At 66.4% G+C, this 18,125-nt stretch carries 18 protein-coding genes; 10 read left to right on the forward strand and 8 right to left on the reverse strand.

The window, feature by feature from the left end; genetic code table 11:
* Positions 1-9 precede the first annotated feature (9 nt).
* Entirely contained in the window at positions 10-1,206 is a 1,197-nt protein-coding gene (locus ACSQ3Y_RS13395; RefSeq protein ID WP_436177611.1) for a metallophosphoesterase, read from the forward strand.
* 218 nt (positions 1,207-1,424) lie between these two features.
* Here the strand turns inward: ACSQ3Y_RS13395 and ACSQ3Y_RS13400 are convergent, their stop codons facing one another.
* The 3 genes from ACSQ3Y_RS13400 to ACSQ3Y_RS13410 all read right to left on the reverse strand — a co-directional run bounded on the left by ACSQ3Y_RS13400 (position 1,425) and on the right by ACSQ3Y_RS13410 (position 5,272).
* Positions 1,425-3,812 carry a putative bifunctional diguanylate cyclase/phosphodiesterase gene (locus tag ACSQ3Y_RS13400; RefSeq protein WP_436177612.1) on the reverse strand — a complete coding sequence of 796 codons (2,388 nt, stop codon included), beginning with the start codon at positions 3,810-3,812 and terminating at the stop codon, positions 1,425-1,427.
* A 126-nt stretch (positions 3,813-3,938) separates the two neighbouring features.
* A complete protein-coding gene (locus ACSQ3Y_RS13405; RefSeq protein WP_436177613.1) occupies positions 3,939-4,313 on the reverse strand; it encodes a YciI family protein in 375 nt (124 codons plus the stop codon).
* Between the two features lie 125 nt (positions 4,314-4,438).
* Positions 4,439-5,272: an APH(6)-I family aminoglycoside O-phosphotransferase gene (locus ACSQ3Y_RS13410; RefSeq protein WP_436177614.1), complete on the reverse strand. Its 834-nt coding sequence runs from the start codon at positions 5,270-5,272 to the stop codon at positions 4,439-4,441.
* 387 nt (positions 5,273-5,659) lie between these two features.
* Here ACSQ3Y_RS13410 and ACSQ3Y_RS13415 point away from each other — a divergent pair, with 387 nt between their 5' ends.
* Positions 5,660-6,502 carry a hypothetical protein gene (locus ACSQ3Y_RS13415; protein WP_157421837.1) on the forward strand — a complete coding sequence of 281 codons (843 nt, stop codon included), beginning with the start codon at positions 5,660-5,662 and terminating at the stop codon, positions 6,500-6,502.
* A gap of 308 nt (positions 6,503-6,810) precedes the next feature.
* On the opposite strand, the gene ACSQ3Y_RS13420 is transcribed toward ACSQ3Y_RS13415, so the two are convergent.
* The 4 genes from ACSQ3Y_RS13420 to ACSQ3Y_RS13435 all read right to left on the reverse strand — a co-directional run bounded on the left by ACSQ3Y_RS13420 (position 6,811) and on the right by ACSQ3Y_RS13435 (position 8,996).
* A complete protein-coding gene (locus ACSQ3Y_RS13420) occupies positions 6,811-7,512 on the reverse strand; it encodes an SGNH/GDSL hydrolase family protein (RefSeq protein WP_057264470.1) in 702 nt (233 codons plus the stop codon).
* Positions 7,513-7,668: 156 nt separating this feature from the next.
* Positions 7,669-7,836, reverse strand: coding sequence for a hypothetical protein (locus ACSQ3Y_RS13425; RefSeq protein WP_157421838.1), 168 nt, complete (start codon positions 7,834-7,836; stop codon positions 7,669-7,671).
* Positions 7,829-8,263, reverse strand: coding sequence for a hypothetical protein (locus ACSQ3Y_RS13430; RefSeq protein WP_436177615.1), 435 nt, complete (start codon positions 8,261-8,263; stop codon positions 7,829-7,831). Before ACSQ3Y_RS13430 ends, ACSQ3Y_RS13425 begins: the two co-directional genes overlap by 8 nt.
* An 82-nt stretch (positions 8,264-8,345) precedes the next feature.
* On the reverse strand, positions 8,346-8,996 hold the full coding sequence (locus tag ACSQ3Y_RS13435) for a LexA family transcriptional regulator (protein WP_057264473.1): 651 nt from the start codon (positions 8,994-8,996) through the stop codon (positions 8,346-8,348).
* A gap of 555 nt (positions 8,997-9,551) precedes the next feature.
* Between ACSQ3Y_RS13435 and ACSQ3Y_RS13440 the strand changes: the two genes are divergently transcribed.
* The 7 genes from ACSQ3Y_RS13440 to ACSQ3Y_RS13470 all read left to right on the forward strand — a co-directional run bounded on the left by ACSQ3Y_RS13440 (position 9,552) and on the right by ACSQ3Y_RS13470 (position 15,772).
* Positions 9,552-10,640 (forward strand): long-chain fatty acid--CoA ligase, encoded by a 1,089-nt coding sequence (locus tag ACSQ3Y_RS13440; protein ID WP_436177616.1) that lies wholly within the window; start codon positions 9,552-9,554, stop codon positions 10,638-10,640.
* Positions 10,637-12,109 carry an acyl-CoA reductase gene (locus tag ACSQ3Y_RS13445; protein ID WP_436177617.1) on the forward strand — a complete coding sequence of 491 codons (1,473 nt, stop codon included), beginning with the start codon at positions 10,637-10,639 and terminating at the stop codon, positions 12,107-12,109. The genes ACSQ3Y_RS13440 and ACSQ3Y_RS13445 overlap by 4 nt, the downstream gene beginning before the upstream one ends.
* Positions 12,110-12,118: 9 nt before the next feature.
* The gene (locus ACSQ3Y_RS13450; RefSeq protein ID WP_436177618.1) at positions 12,119-12,865 is read left to right on the forward strand and encodes an ABC transporter ATP-binding protein; all 747 of its coding nucleotides are present in this window, start codon (positions 12,119-12,121) and stop codon (positions 12,863-12,865) included.
* On the forward strand, positions 12,862-13,629 hold the full coding sequence (locus tag ACSQ3Y_RS13455) for an ABC transporter permease (RefSeq protein WP_436177619.1): 768 nt from the start codon (positions 12,862-12,864) through the stop codon (positions 13,627-13,629). The genes ACSQ3Y_RS13450 and ACSQ3Y_RS13455 overlap by 4 nt, the downstream gene beginning before the upstream one ends.
* A gap of 5 nt (positions 13,630-13,634) precedes the next feature.
* Positions 13,635-14,645, forward strand: a complete 1,011-nt coding sequence (locus tag ACSQ3Y_RS13460; protein ID WP_436177620.1) for an ABC transporter substrate-binding protein — start codon at positions 13,635-13,637, stop codon at positions 14,643-14,645.
* Between the two features lie 10 nt (positions 14,646-14,655).
* On the forward strand, positions 14,656-15,423 hold the full coding sequence (locus ACSQ3Y_RS13465; RefSeq protein ID WP_436177621.1) for an SDR family oxidoreductase: 768 nt from the start codon (positions 14,656-14,658) through the stop codon (positions 15,421-15,423).
* Between the two features lie 76 nt (positions 15,424-15,499).
* A complete protein-coding gene (locus tag ACSQ3Y_RS13470) occupies positions 15,500-15,772 on the forward strand; it encodes a DUF1778 domain-containing protein (RefSeq protein WP_436177622.1) in 273 nt (90 codons plus the stop codon).
* 96 nt (positions 15,773-15,868) lie between these two features.
* Here the strand turns inward: ACSQ3Y_RS13470 and ACSQ3Y_RS13475 are convergent, their stop codons facing one another.
* On the reverse strand, positions 15,869-16,885 hold the full coding sequence (locus tag ACSQ3Y_RS13475) for an NAD(P)H-quinone oxidoreductase (protein ID WP_436177623.1): 1,017 nt from the start codon (positions 16,883-16,885) through the stop codon (positions 15,869-15,871).
* A gap of 105 nt (positions 16,886-16,990) precedes the next feature.
* On the opposite strand from ACSQ3Y_RS13475, the gene ACSQ3Y_RS13480 reads away from it, so the two are divergent.
* Positions 16,991-17,866, forward strand: coding sequence for a LysR family transcriptional regulator (locus ACSQ3Y_RS13480; protein WP_436177624.1), 876 nt, complete (start codon positions 16,991-16,993; stop codon positions 17,864-17,866).
* The last annotated feature ends 259 nt before the right edge of the window (positions 17,867-18,125 follow it).

An 18,125-nucleotide genomic window follows, 5' to 3' on the forward strand; every position in this document is an offset into this window, starting at 1 on the left:
TCCCGTGGTATGCCCGCATCTACCGACTTCTGCGGCCCCGCCGCGCCACCCCTGCCCGCCATGCCGCTGCGCCCCCTGACCATCCTGACAACCCTCTTGCACCTGTACATCGGCCTGCGCCTGGTGGGGGCGCTGTCTGCATGGCCGGGTGCCGGGCCTGCGCTCGCGGTTGCTCTGCTGGTCTCGGCCATTGCATTGCCGATGCCGTTCCAGCACCGCTCCGGCCGCCGTGGCGCCGCGCACCCCGTGTGGACATGGTTGGGCTTGCTGGCCATGGGCTGGTTCTCGTCGCTCTTTTTGCTGACGCTGTTGCGTGACCTGGTGCTGGCCGGGGCGTGGGCCGGCGGCTGGCTGCAGGAGGGCGGTTCGGCACGGGCCGACATTGCGGCAGGGGTGGTGGTCGTGGCCACGCTGGCGTCCCTGATCGGGTTCTGGAACGCGCGCCGCACGGCTGGTGTGCGGCACGTGGATGTGCCGTTGGCCGGGCTGCCTGCGGCGCTGCAGGGCTTCACCATCGTGCAGCTCAGCGACCTGCATGTGGGGCCTACCATCCGGCGCGGCTACATCGCGCGCATCGTCAACCGTGTGAATGCGCTGAAGGCCGATGCCATCGCCATCACGGGCGACCTGGTGGACGGCAGCGTGGCCGAGCTGCGCGATCACATTGCGCCGCTGGCCGACCTGCAGGCGCGCCACGGCAGCTTTGTGGTGACGGGCAACCACGAGTACTACGCCGGCGCGCTCCCGTGGATCGCCGAACTGCGCCGGCTGGGCCTGCGCGTGCTGCTCAACGAGCATGCGGTGCTGCGGCAGGCTGCCGGGCAGGGCGATGGCGATGCGCTGGTGCTGGGAGGTGTGACCGATTTCACGGCCGGGCACTTCGATGCCAGCCACGCCAGCGACCCGCAACGCGCACTGGTGGGGGCGCCACCCGAGGCCCTGACCCGCGTGCTGCTGGCGCACCAGCCGCGCAGTGCGCCGGCTGCGGCGCAAGCGGGGTTTCTGCTGCAGTTGTCGGGCCATACGCACGGCGGGCAGTTCTGGCCGTGGAACCTGTTCGTGCCGCTGCAGAACCCCTTCGTTGCAGGGCTGCACCGGTTGCAGACGATGTGGGTCTATGTGAGCCGCGGCACGGGCTACTGGGGGCCGCCGATGCGGCTGGGGGCGCCGTCGGAGATCACGCTGATCAGGCTGGTGCTGGCGTGAAGCGAAGCACCCCCTGAGTCGCTTCGCGCCTTCACCCCTCTCTCGCATTGCTGCGCAATGCGGGAGGGGGACGCCCCCAGTGCACGCAAGCGCAGCGCCGCCTGCGCGGCTTGGCGGCCCTTGCACGGGGGCACTGGCCTTGGCCGCGCCAGTTCATGCATCGCAGGGTGGCTGTTGCAGGCAGAGCAAGACAAAACCTGCTTCATTCGGAATGCCCATCAACGCGATTGGCGGCCGAGCCCACCCACCTCAGGCGGCGGATCCCACGCCCGCATCCACGCCATCAGATCCTGCAGCGGCATGGGCCTGGCAATGCCATAGCCCTGCAGGCCATCGCACCCCAGGTCGCGCAGGGCCTGGGCGTGCGCCAGGGTTTCCACGCCTTCGGCGATCACGCTCCGGTTGAAGGCGTGGGCGAGGCTGACGATGCCGCGCACCAGGGTGCGGTCGCGCTCGTTGTCCAGCATGTCCCGCACAAAGGACTGGTCGATCTTCACGGTGTGTGCGGGCAGGCGCTGCAGGTAGGTGAGCGAGGAGTAGCCGGTGCCGAAATCATCGATGGAGCACAGGATGCCCAGTTCGCTCAGGCCCTGCATGACATAGGCCACGGCAGACAGGTCGTTGAAGGTTTCGGTTTCCAGCAGTTCGACCTCCAGAAACTGCGGGGGCAGGGCGGGGTATTGCCTGAGCAGTTGGGCGGCTTGCAGCTGAAAGCGGCTGTCGATGAGGGTGGATACGGTGATGTTGATGCTCAGCGGCAGCGGGTTGCCCTGGGATGCCAGGGTGTGCCCGGCCTGGAAGGCGGCGTCCAGCACCCAGTAGTCCAGCTTGTTGGCCACCGGGGTGCCCACGATGTCTTCCAGAAACGCGCCCGGCGCCAACAGCCCCCGTTCGGGGTGGTGCCACCGGATCAGGCACTCTGCACCGATGACCTGGCCGTCAGAGATGCGGACCTTGGGCTGAAAGAACAGCTCCATCTCACCTTGCAGCAATGCGTCTTCGACCAGCTTGGCGGTGTGCCTGCGCGCCTGCACCCGTTGGCCTTGCTGCACGTCGAACACCACGATGCGGTCTTTGCCCTGTTCCTTGGCGGCGTACAGGGCCAGGTCCGCGTGGCGCAGCAGGCCGTCGGCGTCGGCCATGTCGCCGGGGTAGAAGGTGACCCCTGCGCTGCAGGTCAGGCGCAATGGGGTGCCATCCAGGGTGGCCGTCTGTGCGAGTGCCAGGCGCAGGCTTTCCAGCTGCTGCAGTGCGGCATCGGTGTGCGGGCAGTTCTTCAGCACGACGGCGAATTCATCGCCTCCAACGCGCCCGATGAGGCTCTCGGTCCCCGCCTCTTTTCTGAGACGCTGTGCAAAGACCCGAAGAAAGCGGTCCGCCATGGGCTGGCCCCACTGGTCGTTGAGGTCCTTGAACTGGTCGATGTCCAGCAGGCACAGGGCCAGGATGCTGTCGGTCTGCACGCCATGCTGCAGGCTGGCATTGAGCTCTTTGGTGAACAGGCGCCGGCTTGAGAGGCCTGTGAGGGCATCGTAGTTGCCAAACTGCTGCAGCACCTGCTCCAGGTGCCGTTGCTCGGTCACGTCCTTGCCGACCGAGACCCACTTGCGCACCACGCCGTCGGCGTCCCGGATGCCTTCGATGGTGACTTCGGAGACGAAATCTTCGCCGTTCTTGCGGCGCCGGATCAGCTCGCCGTGCCATCGGCCCCCGCGCTCAATGGCGTGCGCCACCCGGCGCAAAAATGCGGCCTGGCCGCCCTCGTCAATGCGCAGAACGGCCGATGATTTGCCGATCAGCTCCTCGCGCGAGTAGCCCAGCACATGGACGTACGCGGGGTTGACATCCAGCACCGTGCCGTCCGGCTGCACGATGGCGATGGTGTCCTTGCTGTTGACGAACACGCTGGCGGCCTGGCGCGCTTCGGCGAGCATGTTTTTCAAGGTCTCTGCCGTCTGGGCCAGGGCCTCTTCGCGCTGGTTCAGCTTCTGCGTGTTGTCCAGCAGAAAACCCAGCAGGACGGTGCCGATGGGGTAGACCACCAGCACGGCCAGCCACGACCGTGCGGTGACCGCCCGTGCGATGTCTGGCGGCAAGGTCTGTATGGCCAGCATGCCGCCAGCAGCCAGGCTGAAGCCAAGCCCCACCAGCCAGAGCCCATCGGCCAGGGTGCCGCCAAGGCGCAGTGTGGAAAAGAACGGCCGGTGGCGCTGCCAGAGCCAGCCGATGGCGGTGGTCAGGGCGATGCCGACCATGGCGGGGCCGCTGCCGATGCCGCCCAGGCTGAGCCGGTACGCGCCCAGCACCGCTGCGCACAGCAAGGCGCTCAAGGGCGACAGGTAGGCCCCGGCAAGCCCGGTCATCACCAGCCGGGTGTCGACGATCACGCCCTCGGCCAGGCGCAGGGGCACCAGCATGGTCAGGATGCCGGTCACGCCGAACATGAGCCCCGTGACCCAGGGCAGCCATCTGCGCCGCCTCGCCACGACGGCGTGGTCGGGGTGGCGCTGGCCGCTGATGACGATGCTGTACAGCGCCGCCAGAAACGACAGCAGCCCGGCATTGATTCCCATGTCCTGAATCAAAGACGTTGTGTCGATGTTCATGGCGCCTTCTGGAGCGGTTGTCCAGACATCATAGGCAAAGACGAGGTGGATGGGGCGTTATCTCGCAGCCCCTCGCACCAAGGCGGGGCCGTGGGGCAGCACCCGGCATGCGGGCCGGGGGCAGGCTCAGGTGGCGGCCAGGAAGAAATCCATGGGAATCAACTCGACCCCCCAGCCGCCCGCCTCACCCAGCGTGGCAGCCGGGTGCATGGAGGCCAGTTGCACCGCCTCTTCACGGCTGTCCGCCTCGATGATGAACAGGCCGCCCACCATCTCCTTGGACTCGGTGAAGGGCCCGTCGCTGATCTGCGCCTTGCCGCTGCATGGGCGCAGGCTGACCCAGTGTTCGGTGTCGCCCAGCGACGCGGACACCAGCACCTTGCCCGTGGCACGCATCTTCTCGTCCAGGGCGGGGCACTGGCTCACCAGGGCCTGCACGTCGGCGGGCGCCATGGCGGCGAATTTCTCGGGGGTGAAGTAGGCGAGGCCGAGGTATTTCATGGCGGAATCCTTTGGGGGGTTGATTGCTCCATTCTTCACGACGAAGCAGATCACCGGAAATCGACAAGATCCGAAAACAATCTCCTGAACAAGGTCGTCGCTATTGCGTGTGCCACACCACGGTTTCAGAGCAAACCAAGGGCCTTGGCGTTGATGGCGAGATCGATGGCCGCCCCCTGGTCGTCGTCATCGCCCATGAACCAGGCTGCGGACAGTCCCGTCCAGGCGACGATCCAGCGAACAAGGCGACCGGGCTCCAGGCCCGTGGCGGAAAGAACGGTGTCCAGCCGGCTCTCCAGGCGGCCCGGCAGCGTGGCCAGGGGCCGGGCAGGGTCGCTCAGATCGGGGTTGGTGAAGATGTTGGCATAGTCGAACGCGCGTTCTCCCACAAGGCCGTGCGGGTCGATGGCCAGCCACCCGCGTGTGCCAAAGTCAAGCACGTTCTCGTGGTGCAGATCGCCGTGCAGCGGCACCGCCTCGCGCGGGTCAGCCAGCAGTTGGCGCGCGATGTCCGAGGCAGCGACCAGTGCCGCATGCGTGTGTGATGGCCCAATGAGTGGCTGGAACCAGATGGCCAGCGGATGCAGTTCGGGTAGGGGTTTGCTTCGCGGAGCATGCAGCCGGGCAGCCGTTGCGCAAAGAATGCGGCAGGCGTCGTCGTCTTTGCCAGACCACGCCATCTGCGCGAGATTTTGGCTCCCTGCCGCCCGCTCCATCAGCAGAACCCCTTCGGCGGATGCGAAGACCTGGGCGGCACCTTGGCCCTCCCACCACGCAAGCAGGCGGTAGCCAGCCTGTTCGTCAGGGATGCGGGCGACTTTCAGCATGGCGGGCAGATGGCCGTGCCGTACGGGCAGCACCCAGCTGGACCGGGTCGTCAACAGTTTGCCATCGGGCAGCAGGGCCCAGCGTTCGAGCCATGCGGTGACATCCGGGGGGAGTGGAAAAGGCGAGGTCATGGATGTTGTGTCCAGCACAGATGGCGTCGTGGGTTGCCGGTCTCCACGGTTTGATTACTGACGCAGATTTTGCCGCGCCCTCGCGGGGATTATTCCGCATCGGCTTGAATAATATGGCGACTGGCGTCGTAACGCGTGTGTGCAATCACCCATATGGGCGAGTCTGATGTTCACCACCTCACACTTCGAAACAAAGGCGCTGGGCAATGCGCCGCATGTGTGACGCTGCGCACAGCGCCACCCTGCACAATTTAGAACAATCACTGCTAGACACGCAACCCGTTACGCCCTTCGCGTTTTGTGGCATTACTATTTTTTTTCATCCTGTGCAGATGATTGATGCTGGTAATGGTGCAGGCACGGTATTTTCTGAAAAGGATCTGGACAATGACCTATCGGCTTTCCCATATCGCGTTGGCAGCGCTGACGACCTTCGGCACCTGCACTGCCATGGCCCAGGTGACGGCGGTTGCCGCCATGGAGGGCGACCTGCAAAGCAGCCGCGTGGCGGTGAACGTGCGCGGCGTGCCGACCGGTGCAGAGGGCTACAAGCTGTGGCTCGCCGTTTTGCACAACAGCCAGTTGTACTTTCATGGCGAGGCGGGCTTTGTCCTTTTTCAATGCCCAGGGTTTTGCGACGCGCCGGCCTACCAAGCCGTGGTGGCCGATCCGCAGCTTGTCGCGGTGCGCAACCTGGACGCGCGTGGCCTGATCGGGGCCAAGGTCTATCTAGGCTGGGGACGCTCGTTTGCAGAAATGGTGGACAGCGGGCAGATCCGCGAAGTCCTCACCGTAGCCGCCCCATCGACCGACCCTTTGTCATTGGCCTACAGCGGCATTTACAACTGCCGAGCTACCTACGCCAACACCTATTTGTCTTATGGTCAAGACATAAAGGGCCCGGACTGGAGTGCCAAGATCGACGTCATGCCGACTGGGGCCGCGATTGATGTGAGCGGGGCGAAAGATCGGTCTGGTTTGAGCTTTGGGGCCAGATGGTGGATTGCGGGGCCCAAGACACCTCTCTTCACGCTCCCTCCCGGTCGCGCTGATCGCCCAGACACTCCTGCTGGAGCCTCGCGATACGATTACCAAGAAGGCGATTTTTACGCAGCCGCAGTGTTCGTACCCGCGGGTGGCCCTGATGCCCCTGGATCCTCAGCTCGCATGCTCCTCGGTTTCAGTCGAAATTGGCTCGCCAGCTACAGTGAGTCCTGCGACAAGATCTGATCTGTCGCGAACCCGGGTTGCACCCGGCAGGGACAGGCATCTCACCCCAGGAAGAAATCCATCGGAACCAACTCCACGCGGGGGGCGCTTCAAGGTGTGGCAGATGGCCGGCATGCGGTACGCGACCAGCATGCCGCTGAAGTTGCGCGGCCCGATGCAATCCAGGCCGCTGGCCCGTGACCGACCCCGAGAGGTCGGCCACGGTCTGTGCTGCTCCGGGCTCGCAAGTACGCCGCGTGAGCGCTATCGGAGGTAGCCCGGGCCAGTTGGTGGGCGTGCACCGTGCGCAGGCTGGCCCTGGCTACACCTTACGGCAGGACGGACCAACCGCGCCATGCGCCCAGCGCCCTGGCGATGCTGCGCGCAATCAAAAAGTGCTTGGTTTCTGTGGGGTGCAGGCCGTCGAGCGTGTCGCCAGGGACCATCGTGACCGGGTCAATGGCGTTTGGCCCGTGGTAGTAGATGAGTTGGGCTGCACCGGGGTAGTGGGCATTGATCTGCGCAACGACGGATTCCCGGACCTGTTGCAGGCGGCCGACCGAGTCTCGGTAGGCGAGGGCTGCCGCCTGCTCATCAGGGCTATCATTCCATTTGGGATAGTCAGTCACGACGACGAGAGGGGCCTGCACCACGGCGATCTTTCGGCCCGCGGCCGCAGCGTGCCAGCCGTACACGGTCATCAGGTACGCCACGGGGGATTGTGAGATATCGGGGTTGGTACCCTGGATGAACGGGTCCACGTCGCCACCGCCCAGATGAAGCACGATGGTGTCTGCCTGGATCATGTCCGTGTGCTGGGACATGGTGAGCCCGCCCAGCCAGTTGGGAGCGCCGTCGTTGAACTGGCCGTTGTAGGCGTAGCCCATGCTCTGGCTACCTAGCTGCTGGGCGTCGTAGGTAACGGCGGGCAGCTTGGCGCAGACGTTGGCTGCAAGGTTGACGGCAGGGATGGGAGGGTAGTGTCCAATCGAGTCGGTGTAGAAGGCGAGCTTGTTAGCGATGATGGGCATGGAGTTTCCTTCGGTTGATTGGGAGGGCGCGCGGGGCCTCCCGGGATGCATTGCACGCACATGGCCTTCGCGTTCTGCATGAGACGCGCGAGCCACATCCCCATCGTTCAAGATGGTTCCTGCGCCGCTGCTTGCGGCGGTTGGTGTGGTGGTGGGTCAGGTCCGCCGCTGCACGGCGAACAACAGAACCCAGGGCTTCTGGCGCGCGATGCCTTCGCTCTGCGCGCCCGCCTGGCTGGTGTTTTCAGGCGCCTGGCGCACGCGGTGACCACCGCCAGGGGTGGTGCGGCCGACCATGGGGCACCGCTTCACGAAGTCAACCATGGGGCTGCTGCACGCGGATGCTGTGTTTGCCCAGGTCGGCGCGGTGGCCGAACGGATGCGTGCCGCCGCGCCCTGGGGCCAGGCCGCATGCATGGGCGACCGGGGCGCTGGCCTTGGCCAGCAGGAACAGGGTAGGGGTGCGGTGGAAGACCACGAAGCCGTTGGCGCCGACGCGGACCATCTCGTGGCCGCGCCGCGCGCAGGCGCTGCTTGGCACCGCATGCGCGTTGTCGAAATGGACGCTGATGGGGTGCCGGGCTATGGCGTCCGCCTGTTCGGCGTTAGGGACTTCGGTCCAACAGGTGTGGACGGACCTGCTGCCCGAACAGTTGGTGGATCCAACTGTGAATTTCGCCACCTCGACGTCCGCCGCCAGGGCGGGGCGGGTCGGGCGAGCGGTCTCGGTACAGGAAATCGATGTTGGCATTTTTTCACTCCACTACCGTGTTGGCATTGGAGTGAATTAAAGCATGCTTGCTTTTTGTAGTCAAGTATTCTTGATGAATCGGTCAGCTTTCGATGAGGGCATCTGGCGGCACACCGCCACCGACCCGATGGATGTCCTCGATCTCGTCGCGCTGGATGGTTGCGGGCTCGTACCCATCGTTGATGCTGACCAGTTGAATTTCGTCGTCGTGGATGCGGTTGAGCTGCTTGAGCAGCTTGCGGCCGTCCTTGAGCTTTACCACCACGTCGTTGCCTGGCTGCGCCTCGATGGAGGGCGTGACCACGATGAACTCGCGCGCCCGGTAGCGTGGGTGCATTGATTCGCCCTTGACCCGCAATGCGTAGGCCTTCGGGTCTTTGGTCCAGTACTGGACAAAGCCCTCTCCATGCCCCACGGGGTATTGCATTTCCTCCAAAAAGCCATCCGTGCCGCCCTTGACGTGCCCCACGACGGGGATGAGGCGGGATGTCCCCAGGGACGGGGCGGCGGCCACGTTGGACATGTTCATCTGGCCCTGACCGGTGGCCAGCCAGTCTGAACTGACACCAAGAATGCGCGCGGCCTTCGAATTGTTCTCGGCGCTGAGCGACCGTGTAGCGCCCTTCAAGACTTCGCCGATGGCCTGGGCAGAAACCCCCAATTCGCGTGCCAACTGGGGGCGCGAGAGCTTGGATTGATCAAGGGCGAGTTGGAAGCGTTCGGCGTAGGTCATCAAGCAAGCTTACAAGAATGCTTGTCAAGATTGACGGACATAGTTTATAAAGCATGCTTTATTTTTCATGCTTGGCACAACAATCCTCCAGCACTCGGGGCGCTGCAGAGGTCGCCCACCCGGCAGCCGCGGAGCACTCCAAGGTCGCATATGGCGGGAAAAGCCAGGGAGAGGGTCTTCCGTCGCCGCAGCCAACGCCGGGCATCCCGCCAGCCCGACCGGCGATCCCGGTGCAAAGCCCAGGGTGGAGCTCAGGCCCAGCACCGAGATGGGGTTCATGTCGTATGTCGATGACTGCATGAAGCTCTGAGTTAAGGCGATGTCCTGAAGAAGGTGGTCGACACCGGTGCTTTGCGGCCGCGGGTTAAAATCCGCTCCATCGCTCCGGGGTGCACGCAAGTGCTGAGATCCACACCCGAGAACTTGAACCGGGTAATTCCGGCGGAAGAAGAGCTTTCACCCCTCCCGATGCGGGCGCATTTTGCTGCGCTGTGCCGTCGATGTGCCGGGTGACCTCGGAGCATCCTGTCAAAGACAACACAAGGACGCTCGCTCATGCACAAGGTCACTCCGCCGGTGGCAGACCTGCTCGAATTCATCGCGATGGATGGTTGCACGGACGAGCAGTTCGACGAGATGGCGCTGCGCCTGTTCGCGCACCAGTTTGCCGCCAACCAGCCGTTCCAGAGTTTTTGCCGGCTGCGCGGCGTCAACGCCCGCAGCGTGAAGTCGTGGGCGGACATTCCTGCCGTGCCCATCGATGCCTTCAAGGCCCTGCCGCTGCGCTGCGAGGCACCGGCCGATACCGACCGCATCTTCATGACCAGCGGCACCACGCGCGGCGGCAGCACGCGCGGGCAGCACTTTCACCCGCTGCTCGATGTGTACGACCTGTCGATGACCCGCAACTTCGCGCAGCGCTTCATGCGCGGCACAGAGCGCATGCCCATGGGCATTCTGTTCCCCGACGAGGTGGCGATGCCCAACTCGTCGCTGGCGCACTACCTGGACCTGGCCAAGTCGGCTTTCGGCAGCAATGGTGCCAGCCATACCTTCGTCACGCCGCAGGGCATGGACCTCGATGGGCTCTGGGCGGCGCTGGCCGCTGCCGAGCGCAGCGGCGAGCCCTATGCGCTGCTGGGCGCGAGCTTCAGCTTCGTGCATGTGATCGATGCGCTGCGCCAGCAGGGCCGCACCTTCAAGCTGCCGCCCGGCAGCCGCATCCTGGACACCGGCGGCTACAAGGGCCAGTCGCGTGAGTTGCCGCTCGAAGCCTTCTACAGCGAGCTGTCGCAGGCGCTCGGTGTGCCGCGCACGCAGTGCATCAACATGTATGGCATGACGGAGCTGAGCACGCAGTTCTATGACGATGGCAATGCCGTCGTGCCGTCGGTCAAGTCGGGGCCGCACTGGATACGCTCGCGCTTGGTCGACCCGGTCACGGGGCGCACGGTGCCTGCGGGCGAGAGCGGCATTCTGGTGCACTGCGACCTGGCCAACTTCAATTCGGTCACCACCATCCTCACGGAAGACGTGGGCCTGTACGCCGAGGGTGGATTTCTGCTGCTGGGGCGTGCCGAGGGCGTGGAGGCCAAGGGTTGCTCGCTGGCAGTCGAGGAGTTCGTGCGGGCCACGGCGGCATGACCATCCCGCGTATCCAGGCAGGCTACCTGCCGGGGCTGGATGCTGCCGAGGTCGATTGGCAGGTGCTGCGCTTTGTGCAGGGCGACCAGGCGCTCGAAGTCGAGGTGCCGGTGCTGTCTGCCGCGCAGATGGATGCGCTCGCAGCGCGCGTGCGGCAGGCGAGCGCTTTGCACCTGAAGACCATGGCGGTGTCGGAGATCATTGCCGTCATCGACCAGGCCATCACCCGCCTGCTGGACCGCAGCGACCCCTACCGCCAGCAGGCCGAGGCGTATCTGCCCGTGGTCAGCGGTTATGACCGCGACATGGTGCGCCTGGGCCTCACGGGTTTTTTCAAGACCTTTCGCGCAGCGCAGCTGCACCGCTTTGTTGCGGAGGATTTTGCCAACCCCAAGGTGCTCGACGGTTTTCAGCCCACGCCCAAGGGCGGCGCGGTGCGCGCCTTCGGCCCCGACCTGCTGGTGCACAACTGGGCCGGCAACGTGCCCGCGCTGGCGCTGTGGAGCATGGTCTGCGGCCTGCTGGTCAAGGCCGGCAACATCGGCAAGCTGCCCAGTGCCGAGCCCTTGTTCGCGGGCTGGTTCGCGCGCCTGCTGGCCGAGGTGCATCCGCCCATCGCCGAATGCTTTGCCGTCGTCTGGTGGCGCGGCGCTGGGGATGACGGCGCCTCGGCCCTCTATGCCCAGGCCGATACGGTGCTGGCCTATGGCGGCAATGAGGCGCTGGACGCGATCCGGCGGCGCCTGCCGGTGACCACGCGGTTTTTGCCCCACGGGCACAAGCTGGGCTTTGGTGTGGTCAGCGCCACGGCGCTCGATACGCTGAAGGCTCCCGCCCTGGCGCGGCTGGCCGCATGGGATGTGATGCGCTACGACCAGCAGGGCTGCTATTCGCCGCATGTCTTCTATGTACAGCGGGGCGGGGCGGTTTCGCCGCGCGCCTTTGCCGGCTACCTGGCCGGCGAGCTGGCCAACCTGCACCGGCGCTTTCCGCGCCGGCCGCTGGCGGTCGAGGATTCCGCTGCGGTGGCCAAATGGCAGCAGGGCGTGGAGTGGAAAGCACTGTCTGCCGGGGCCGAAGGGCCCGCAGACCAACTGATCTGTGCCTCTTCTGCCGCCTGGAGCGTGGCCTACAGCGACACGCTGCAGCCTCTGGCCCCCACCGCGATGCAGCGCACCATCCAGGTGGTGGGCGTGGATGCGCTGGACGATGTGGTGCCCCTGGTGGCGCCGCACAGCCGCTTTCTGCAGACCGCCGGCATCGCCGCTGCGCCGGCCGAGCTGTTCCGCCTGGCCGGGCTGCTGGGCGCGGTGGGGGTCACGCGCATCAGTGCCATTGGCTCGATGAGCGCGCCCGAGGCCGGCTGGCACCACGATGGCCGTTTCAACCTGCTCGACCTGGTGCGCATGACCGAGATCGAGCAGTCCGCCGAGTTGGCGGCCGAACCGCTGGCACCCTATGCGGATTGAGTGCACCCCATGAGTTTTCTTGCCATTGAGCAGGTGGTCTTCACCTACCCGGGCCGCCCGCTCGTGGTGGATGGCATCGATTGGCGCATGCCGGCCGGTGAGATCCACTGCCTGGTGGGCCGCAGCGGCTGTGGCAAGACCACGCTGCTGCAGCTGGCTGCCGGCCTGCTGCGGCCGCAGTCGGGCCGCGTGCTGCTGCGCGGCCAGGAGCTGCTGGCGCCCGGGCCGCAACTGGGCTTCATGTTCCAGGCGCCGACCCTGCTCGACTGGCAGCGTGTCATCGACAACGTGCTGCTGCCCGTGTCGCTGCAGCGCCGCCCGGGGGCGGGCGATGTGGAGCGGGCGCGGGCGCTGCTGGACCAGCTGGGCCTGGCCGCGCATGCGCAGCACTACCCGCGGCATTTGTCTGGCGGGCAGCAAAGCCGCGTGGCACTGGCGCGCGCGCTGGTGCTCGAGCCCGCGCTGCTGCTGCTCGACGAGCCCTTTGCCGCGCTCGACGCCATCACCCGCGCCGAGCTGCAGGACGACCTGCTGCACACCTGCCGCCAGCGCGGCACCACGGTGCTGTTCGTCACGCACGACATCAACGAGGCGGTGTACCTGGGCGACCGCATCGCCGTGATGCATGCCGGCCGCATCGTGGACGACATCCGCATCGACCTGCCCGGCCCGCACGTGCAGGCCATGCGCGACGAGGCGCCGTTCAACCGCTACTGCGCGCAGGTGCGCAAGAGCATGGATGGGGTCGCCGCATGAAGCTGAGCACCTTGCAAGCCCGGCTCCTCTCCGCTGCGCTGCTGCTGGTGCTGCTGGCGGCGTGGGAGTTGGCCGTGCGCCGCTCCGGCCTGTCGGCGCTGGTGCTGCCCGCGCCTTCGTCCGTGGGCGCCGCGCTGTGGAACGGGGTGGCTACCGGCTATTTCTGGCCGCATATCCGGGCCACGCTGTCTGCGCTGTTGCTGGGGCTGGCGGGTGGCGGCGTGGCTGGCCTGTTGATGGGCATGGCCCTGGCCGAATCGACCCTGCTCGAGCGCGTATTCAGGCCCTACGTGGTGGTGAGCCAGGTGGTGCCCAAGCTGGCGCTGGCACCCCTGTTCGTGCTGTGGTTTGGCTTTGGCATCGCGCCCACGGCGCTGATCACGGGGCTGATCTGCTTTTTTCCGCTGATGGAGAACACGCTGACGGGCCTGAAGCACGTAGACCCGCAGCGGCTGCAGCTCTTTCGCATGCTGGGCGCCACACGCTGGCAGACGCTGCTGCGGCTCAAGCTGCCGGTGGGGCTGCCCTCCATTCTGGCGGGCCTGCGCATGGCCGTGGTGCTGGCGCTGGTCGGCGCCGTCGTTGGCGAGTTCATCGGTGCCAGCCAGGGCCTGGGCGCCGTGGTCATCGCCTCGCAGGGAATGATGGACACCGCCCTCATGTTCGCCGCACTCTTTCTCATCGCCCTCATCGGGCTGGTGCTCTACCAGGCCACGCTGCTGCTGGAGCGCCGGCTTCTGACCCCTTACCTCGACAACCCTTGATTGCCATGAACACCACCACCTACTCCCTGCCCATCTCCCGCCGCACCGTGCTCGGCGCCTCTGCGGGCCTGGCCACCTTGCCGTTCGCCGGCCTGGCCACCGCGCAGGCCAAGGGCAAGATCACCGTCGGCGGCTGGAGCAAGCCCATCAGCGAAATCACCAACCTGCTGGCCGAGCCCGACAAGGGCTTCTTCAAGGCCCAGGGCGTCGAGCTGGGCTACGCGCCCGGGGCGGGCGGGGGCGATGCCATCCGCAACATGCTTAGCGGCCAGGCCGACGTGGCTTTCACCGACCCCGGCTCTTTCTTCACGGCGCTGGACAAGGGCGAAAAGCTCACCGCCATCTACGACATCTACCCGCAGAACGTGTTCAACGTGGTCTCGCTCAAGTCCGCCAACATCCACAAGCCCGCAGACCTCAAGGGCAAGAAGATCGGCGTGTACAGCCTGGCCAGCGGCACGCGCCAGAACCTCTTGGTAATGCTGCACCAGGCGGGGCTCAAGGAGTCGGACGTGACCATCGTCGTCACCGGCCTGCTCAACTTCGCGCCGCTGCTGCAGGGCCAGGTGGATGCCACGGCCGCCACCGACACCGGCTTGGTGGTGGGGCAGCGCAAGGGCATCGGCGAGGTCAACGTGATGCAGGTGCGCGACTACCTGAACGTGTCGAGCGACCTCTTTGTGGTGCGCGACGAGACGCTCCCGCAAAAGAAGGAGCTGCTGCGCGCCTTCCTCAAGGGCTACCGCGACAGCGCGGCCTGGATGATCGCCAACCCCGAGGAGGCCGCGACCCTGGCCGTCAAGGTCGCCATCGACGGCACGCAGCGCGACATCAACCTGGAGGTGATCCGCCTGCGCAATGCCTCGTCGCTGCCGTCCGCAGCCGGCGCCAAGCTGGGCGCCTTCAACCTCGACTCCCTGCAAAAGGGCGCCGACGCCTACCGCGCGCTGGGCCTGGTGCAGCGCCAGATCAAGGTGGCGGACGTGGTGGACACCAGCCTGCTGCCGGTGGCGTGAGGGCTTGCCCATGAAGTTCCAGGGCAAGGTGGTGCTGGTCACCGGTGCCAGCCGGGGCATCGGTGCCGCGATCGCGACGGCGTTTGCGCAGGAGGGGGCGACGGTCGCCGTCAACCACCTGAGCAACGACACAGCTGCGGCCGAGGTCGTTGCAGCGTGCCGTGCCGTCGGTGGCGATGCCTGGGCCGCCAAGGCCGATGTGGGGTCGGCGCCTGAGGTGCAGGCCATGGTCGATGCGGTAGTGCGCGAGCTCGGCCCCATCGACATCGTGGTGAACAACGCCTTTCGGCCCTACGCCTTCGACCCCCAGCGCCGCACGCTGTTCGACGACCTGCACTGGAGCGACTACCAGGCGCAGTTCGACGGTGCGGTGGGCGGCGCCTTCAACGTGTGCCGTGCGGTGCTGCCGCTGTTCAAGCAGCGGGCGCAGGGCGCCATCGTGAACATCGCCAGCAACCTGGTGGAGCACCCTGTGGTGGCCTACCACGACTACACCACAGCCAAGGCCTCGCTGGTGGCCTTCAGCCGCAACCTGGCCACCGAGCTGGGGCCCCTGGGCATCCGCGTGAACTGCGTGGCGCCCGGGCTGGTCTACCCCACGCAGGCCAGCGAATCCACGAAGGAGTCGTTCCGCGAATCGCTGATGGCGGCCACGCCGCTGCGTCGCATCGCCCGGCCCGAAGACATCGCCGGGCCCGTGCTGTTTCTGGCCTCGGACTGGAGCGGGTTCATGACGGGGCAGGTGCTGTTTGTCGATGGTGGGTTGGTGATGAGGTAGGGTGAAGCGAGGGGGCGCTTGCCTCTCGGCAAATTATCGGATACGGTAGAACGCTGTATTTGTGAAGAGCCCTGCCATGCCGCACGCTGCCCGCGTCAACCTCAGGATGAATGCTGATGAGAAGGCTGTCATCGCCAAGGCAGCCGCCCTGATGGGCACGAGCATGGCCGGGTTTGTGCGCGCTGCGGCCACGGAAAAGGCCCAGCAACTGCTGGAGCGCGAGTCGCGCATCACCTTGTCCCAGCGCGACTTCGCGGCGTTTGCCAGTGCGCTGGAAGGCGCGTTCACGCCCAACGCGGCATTGCAGGGCGCTGTTGCGCAGGCCAGGGACAAGGTTCGGAGTGCTTGACGCGGACTCACAGGTTCCAGCCGTTCATGGCCGGGCCGAATTCGACGCTTGTGTTTTTGGGTGTGGCGGCTGGTGTCGGTGCATCGGTGCACCGGTTCAGTAACCTGTTGAAGCCCCCGGCGCAGCCTGCCCTGGCACCAGCAGAATCTTCCCCACACTCAGCCCCGTCTCCATGCGCCGGTGCGCCCCGGCCGCATCCGCCAGCGGATACGTGCTGTCGATCACCGGGCGCAGCGTGCCATCCGCCAGCGCACCCAGCCAGCGCTGCGCAAAGCGCTGCGTCATGGCCTGCTTGACTTCGGGCGGGCGCGACTTCATCACCGTGCCGTAGATCTGCAGGTGGCGGTAGAGCAGCACATCGATGGGCAACTGTGCGCCTTCGGTTGCGCCGCCGAGCAGGCCCACCACCGTCATGCGCCCGCCTACGGCGAGCGAGCGCACATTGCGCTCCAGGTAGGTGGCGCCGATGAAGTCGATCACCACGTCCACGCCCTTGCCGCCGGTCTGCTCAGCCACTACGGCCTGGAAGTCCTCGCTGCGGTAGTCGATGAACACGTCGGCGCCAAAACTCAGAACGGCGTCGCGCTTGTCGGCGCTGGCCGTGGCGAACACGCGCGCACCGGCGGCATGGGCCAGCTGCACGGCGGCCGAGCCCACGCCGCCTGCGGCCGCGTGGATCAGCACCGACTCGCCGGCCTGCAGCCGCGCCAGGTGGAACATGGCCTCGTGCGCGGTGACGAAGACCTCGGCCACGGCGCCGGCCTGCTGCAGCGAGAGGCTCTGCGGCACATGCATGGCCATGCGGTGGTCGATGCGCGAATACTCGGCATACGCGCCGCCGCCCACGATGCCCATCACGCGGTCGCCCACGGCAAAGCCCTGCACCTCGGTGCCCACCTCGGCCACGGTGCCGGCAACCTCCAGGCCCATCAGGTCCGAGTCGCCGAAGTACGCGCGGCCATAGGCGCCCTTGCGGTGCGACAGATCGGCGCGGTTCACGCCGATGGCGGCGTTGTGCACCAGCAGGTCGTGCGGGCGCACTTCGGGGCGGGCAACTTCGCGGGCCACGAGGACTTCGGGGCCGCCGAACTCGTCGAAGACGATGGCTTGCATGGTGGGTTTCCTTTTGTCAGATCCAGTGATGGTGCACAGCTTAGGTCGGAAAGGTGCTTGTAAAATGCAGCGTTTTTGCTGCCCAGTGATGCAAAATTGCATCGCATGAACTGGGACGACACGCGCATCTTTCTCGCCCTGACCCGCGCACCCTCGCTGCGTGCCGCAGCGCGCAGCCTGGGCGTGGACCAGGCCACGGTGGGCCGGCGGCTGCAGGCGCTGGAGGCCGAACTGGGCGCCACGCTCTTTCTGCGCGCCAAGGGCGGTTACCTGCTCACCGCGGCGGGCGAGGCGGCGCTGGGCGCGGCCCGGCGCATGGAGGCGGCGGCGACGGACCTGCGCACCCGCATCGAGGGGCAAGACGAGAGCCATTCAGGCCTGGTGCGCGTCACGAGTTCGGATTCGATTGCCATGGACTTCCTGCTGCCCGCCATCGAACGGCTGCAGCAGCGCTGGCCCGGCATTCGCGTGGACCTGGAGGTGTCCACCCAGGTGCTCAGCCTGAGCCGCCGGCAGGCCGATATCGCTTTTCGCAACGTGCGGCCCGAGGCGCCCGACCTGGTGGTGCGCCGCGTGGCCTCGTGGCCGGTGGGGCTGTTTGCCAGCGCGGCGTATCTGGAGCGCTTTGGCATGCCCGTGCCTGACGACGAACTGCGCGGCCACCACCTGGTGGCCTACGGCCCCACCCTGGCGCAGCGGCCGTTCCCCACCGCAGCCCAGGTGCCAGCGCGCCAGGCCCGCATCGCCATGGCGGTCAATTCGGGCCTGTTGGTGCGCAAGGCGGTGGCCGCCGGCATCGGCCTGGGCGAGATGCCGGTGCACCTGGGCGAGCGTGAAGGTCTGGTACGCATCTGGCCCGGGCGGCGGCGCGCCAACGACCACGAGGTCTGGCTGGTGATGCACCCCGACCTGCAGCGCACGGCCAGGGTGCGGGCGACGGCGGAGTTTCTGTCAGAGGCGCTGGGGGCAGAGCCTGTATGAAATGGGGTGAGGGACGGGTGCGTATTTCGGCTCTCCGGGACATCCGGTTCGGCACCGTGGACGCCGAGTTCGGCACTGCGAGCGGATGGCAGCAGATGCCGGTTACAACATCGCTGAGCAACAGTTGGGGCGGTGGACTAGACTTCCGTTATCGGCCAACAGCAGCCGCTGGCGAACGAGGGCCGGCGTTCAGCGTAAAGGGACGACACGCACGGCGTACGCTCACCATCTCACTGCGGTTCCGTCTCAACAACTGGTT

The organism is Acidovorax sp. LjRoot66 (assembly GCF_964253305.1).
Classification (GTDB): Bacteria; Pseudomonadota; Gammaproteobacteria; order Burkholderiales; family Burkholderiaceae_C; genus Acidovorax.

What these genes read in the sequence shown, in the direction of transcription:
- ACSQ3Y_RS13395 (WP_436177611.1), top strand. Translation starts at nt 10, where the DNA reads ATGCCCGCATCTACCGACTTCTGCGGCCCCGCCGCGCCACCCCTGCCC.
- ACSQ3Y_RS13400 (WP_436177612.1), bottom strand. Translation starts at nt 3,812, where the DNA reads ATGAACATCGACACAACGTCTTTGATTCAGGACATGGGAATCAATGCC.
- ACSQ3Y_RS13405 (WP_436177613.1), bottom strand. Translation starts at nt 4,313, where the DNA reads ATGAAATACCTCGGCCTCGCCTACTTCACCCCCGAGAAATTCGCCGCC.
- ACSQ3Y_RS13410 (WP_436177614.1), bottom strand. Translation starts at nt 5,272, where the DNA reads ATGACCTCGCCTTTTCCACTCCCCCCGGATGTCACCGCATGGCTCGAA.
- ACSQ3Y_RS13415 (WP_157421837.1), top strand. Translation starts at nt 5,660, where the DNA reads ATGACCTATCGGCTTTCCCATATCGCGTTGGCAGCGCTGACGACCTTC.
- ACSQ3Y_RS13420 (WP_057264470.1), bottom strand. Translation starts at nt 7,512, where the DNA reads ATGCCCATCATCGCTAACAAGCTCGCCTTCTACACCGACTCGATTGGA.
- ACSQ3Y_RS13425 (WP_157421838.1), bottom strand. Translation starts at nt 7,836, where the DNA reads ATGGTTGACTTCGTGAAGCGGTGCCCCATGGTCGGCCGCACCACCCCT.
- ACSQ3Y_RS13430 (WP_436177615.1), bottom strand. Translation starts at nt 8,263, where the DNA reads ATGCCAACATCGATTTCCTGTACCGAGACCGCTCGCCCGACCCGCCCC.
- ACSQ3Y_RS13435 (WP_057264473.1), bottom strand. Translation starts at nt 8,996, where the DNA reads ATGACCTACGCCGAACGCTTCCAACTCGCCCTTGATCAATCCAAGCTC.
- ACSQ3Y_RS13440 (WP_436177616.1), top strand. Translation starts at nt 9,552, where the DNA reads ATGCACAAGGTCACTCCGCCGGTGGCAGACCTGCTCGAATTCATCGCG.
- ACSQ3Y_RS13445 (WP_436177617.1), top strand. Translation starts at nt 10,637, where the DNA reads ATGACCATCCCGCGTATCCAGGCAGGCTACCTGCCGGGGCTGGATGCT.
- ACSQ3Y_RS13450 (WP_436177618.1), top strand. Translation starts at nt 12,119, where the DNA reads ATGAGTTTTCTTGCCATTGAGCAGGTGGTCTTCACCTACCCGGGCCGC.
- ACSQ3Y_RS13455 (WP_436177619.1), top strand. Translation starts at nt 12,862, where the DNA reads ATGAAGCTGAGCACCTTGCAAGCCCGGCTCCTCTCCGCTGCGCTGCTG.
- ACSQ3Y_RS13460 (WP_436177620.1), top strand. Translation starts at nt 13,635, where the DNA reads ATGAACACCACCACCTACTCCCTGCCCATCTCCCGCCGCACCGTGCTC.
- ACSQ3Y_RS13465 (WP_436177621.1), top strand. Translation starts at nt 14,656, where the DNA reads ATGAAGTTCCAGGGCAAGGTGGTGCTGGTCACCGGTGCCAGCCGGGGC.
- ACSQ3Y_RS13470 (WP_436177622.1), top strand. Translation starts at nt 15,500, where the DNA reads ATGCCGCACGCTGCCCGCGTCAACCTCAGGATGAATGCTGATGAGAAG.
- ACSQ3Y_RS13475 (WP_436177623.1), bottom strand. Translation starts at nt 16,885, where the DNA reads ATGCAAGCCATCGTCTTCGACGAGTTCGGCGGCCCCGAAGTCCTCGTG.
- ACSQ3Y_RS13480 (WP_436177624.1), top strand. Translation starts at nt 16,991, where the DNA reads ATGAACTGGGACGACACGCGCATCTTTCTCGCCCTGACCCGCGCACCC.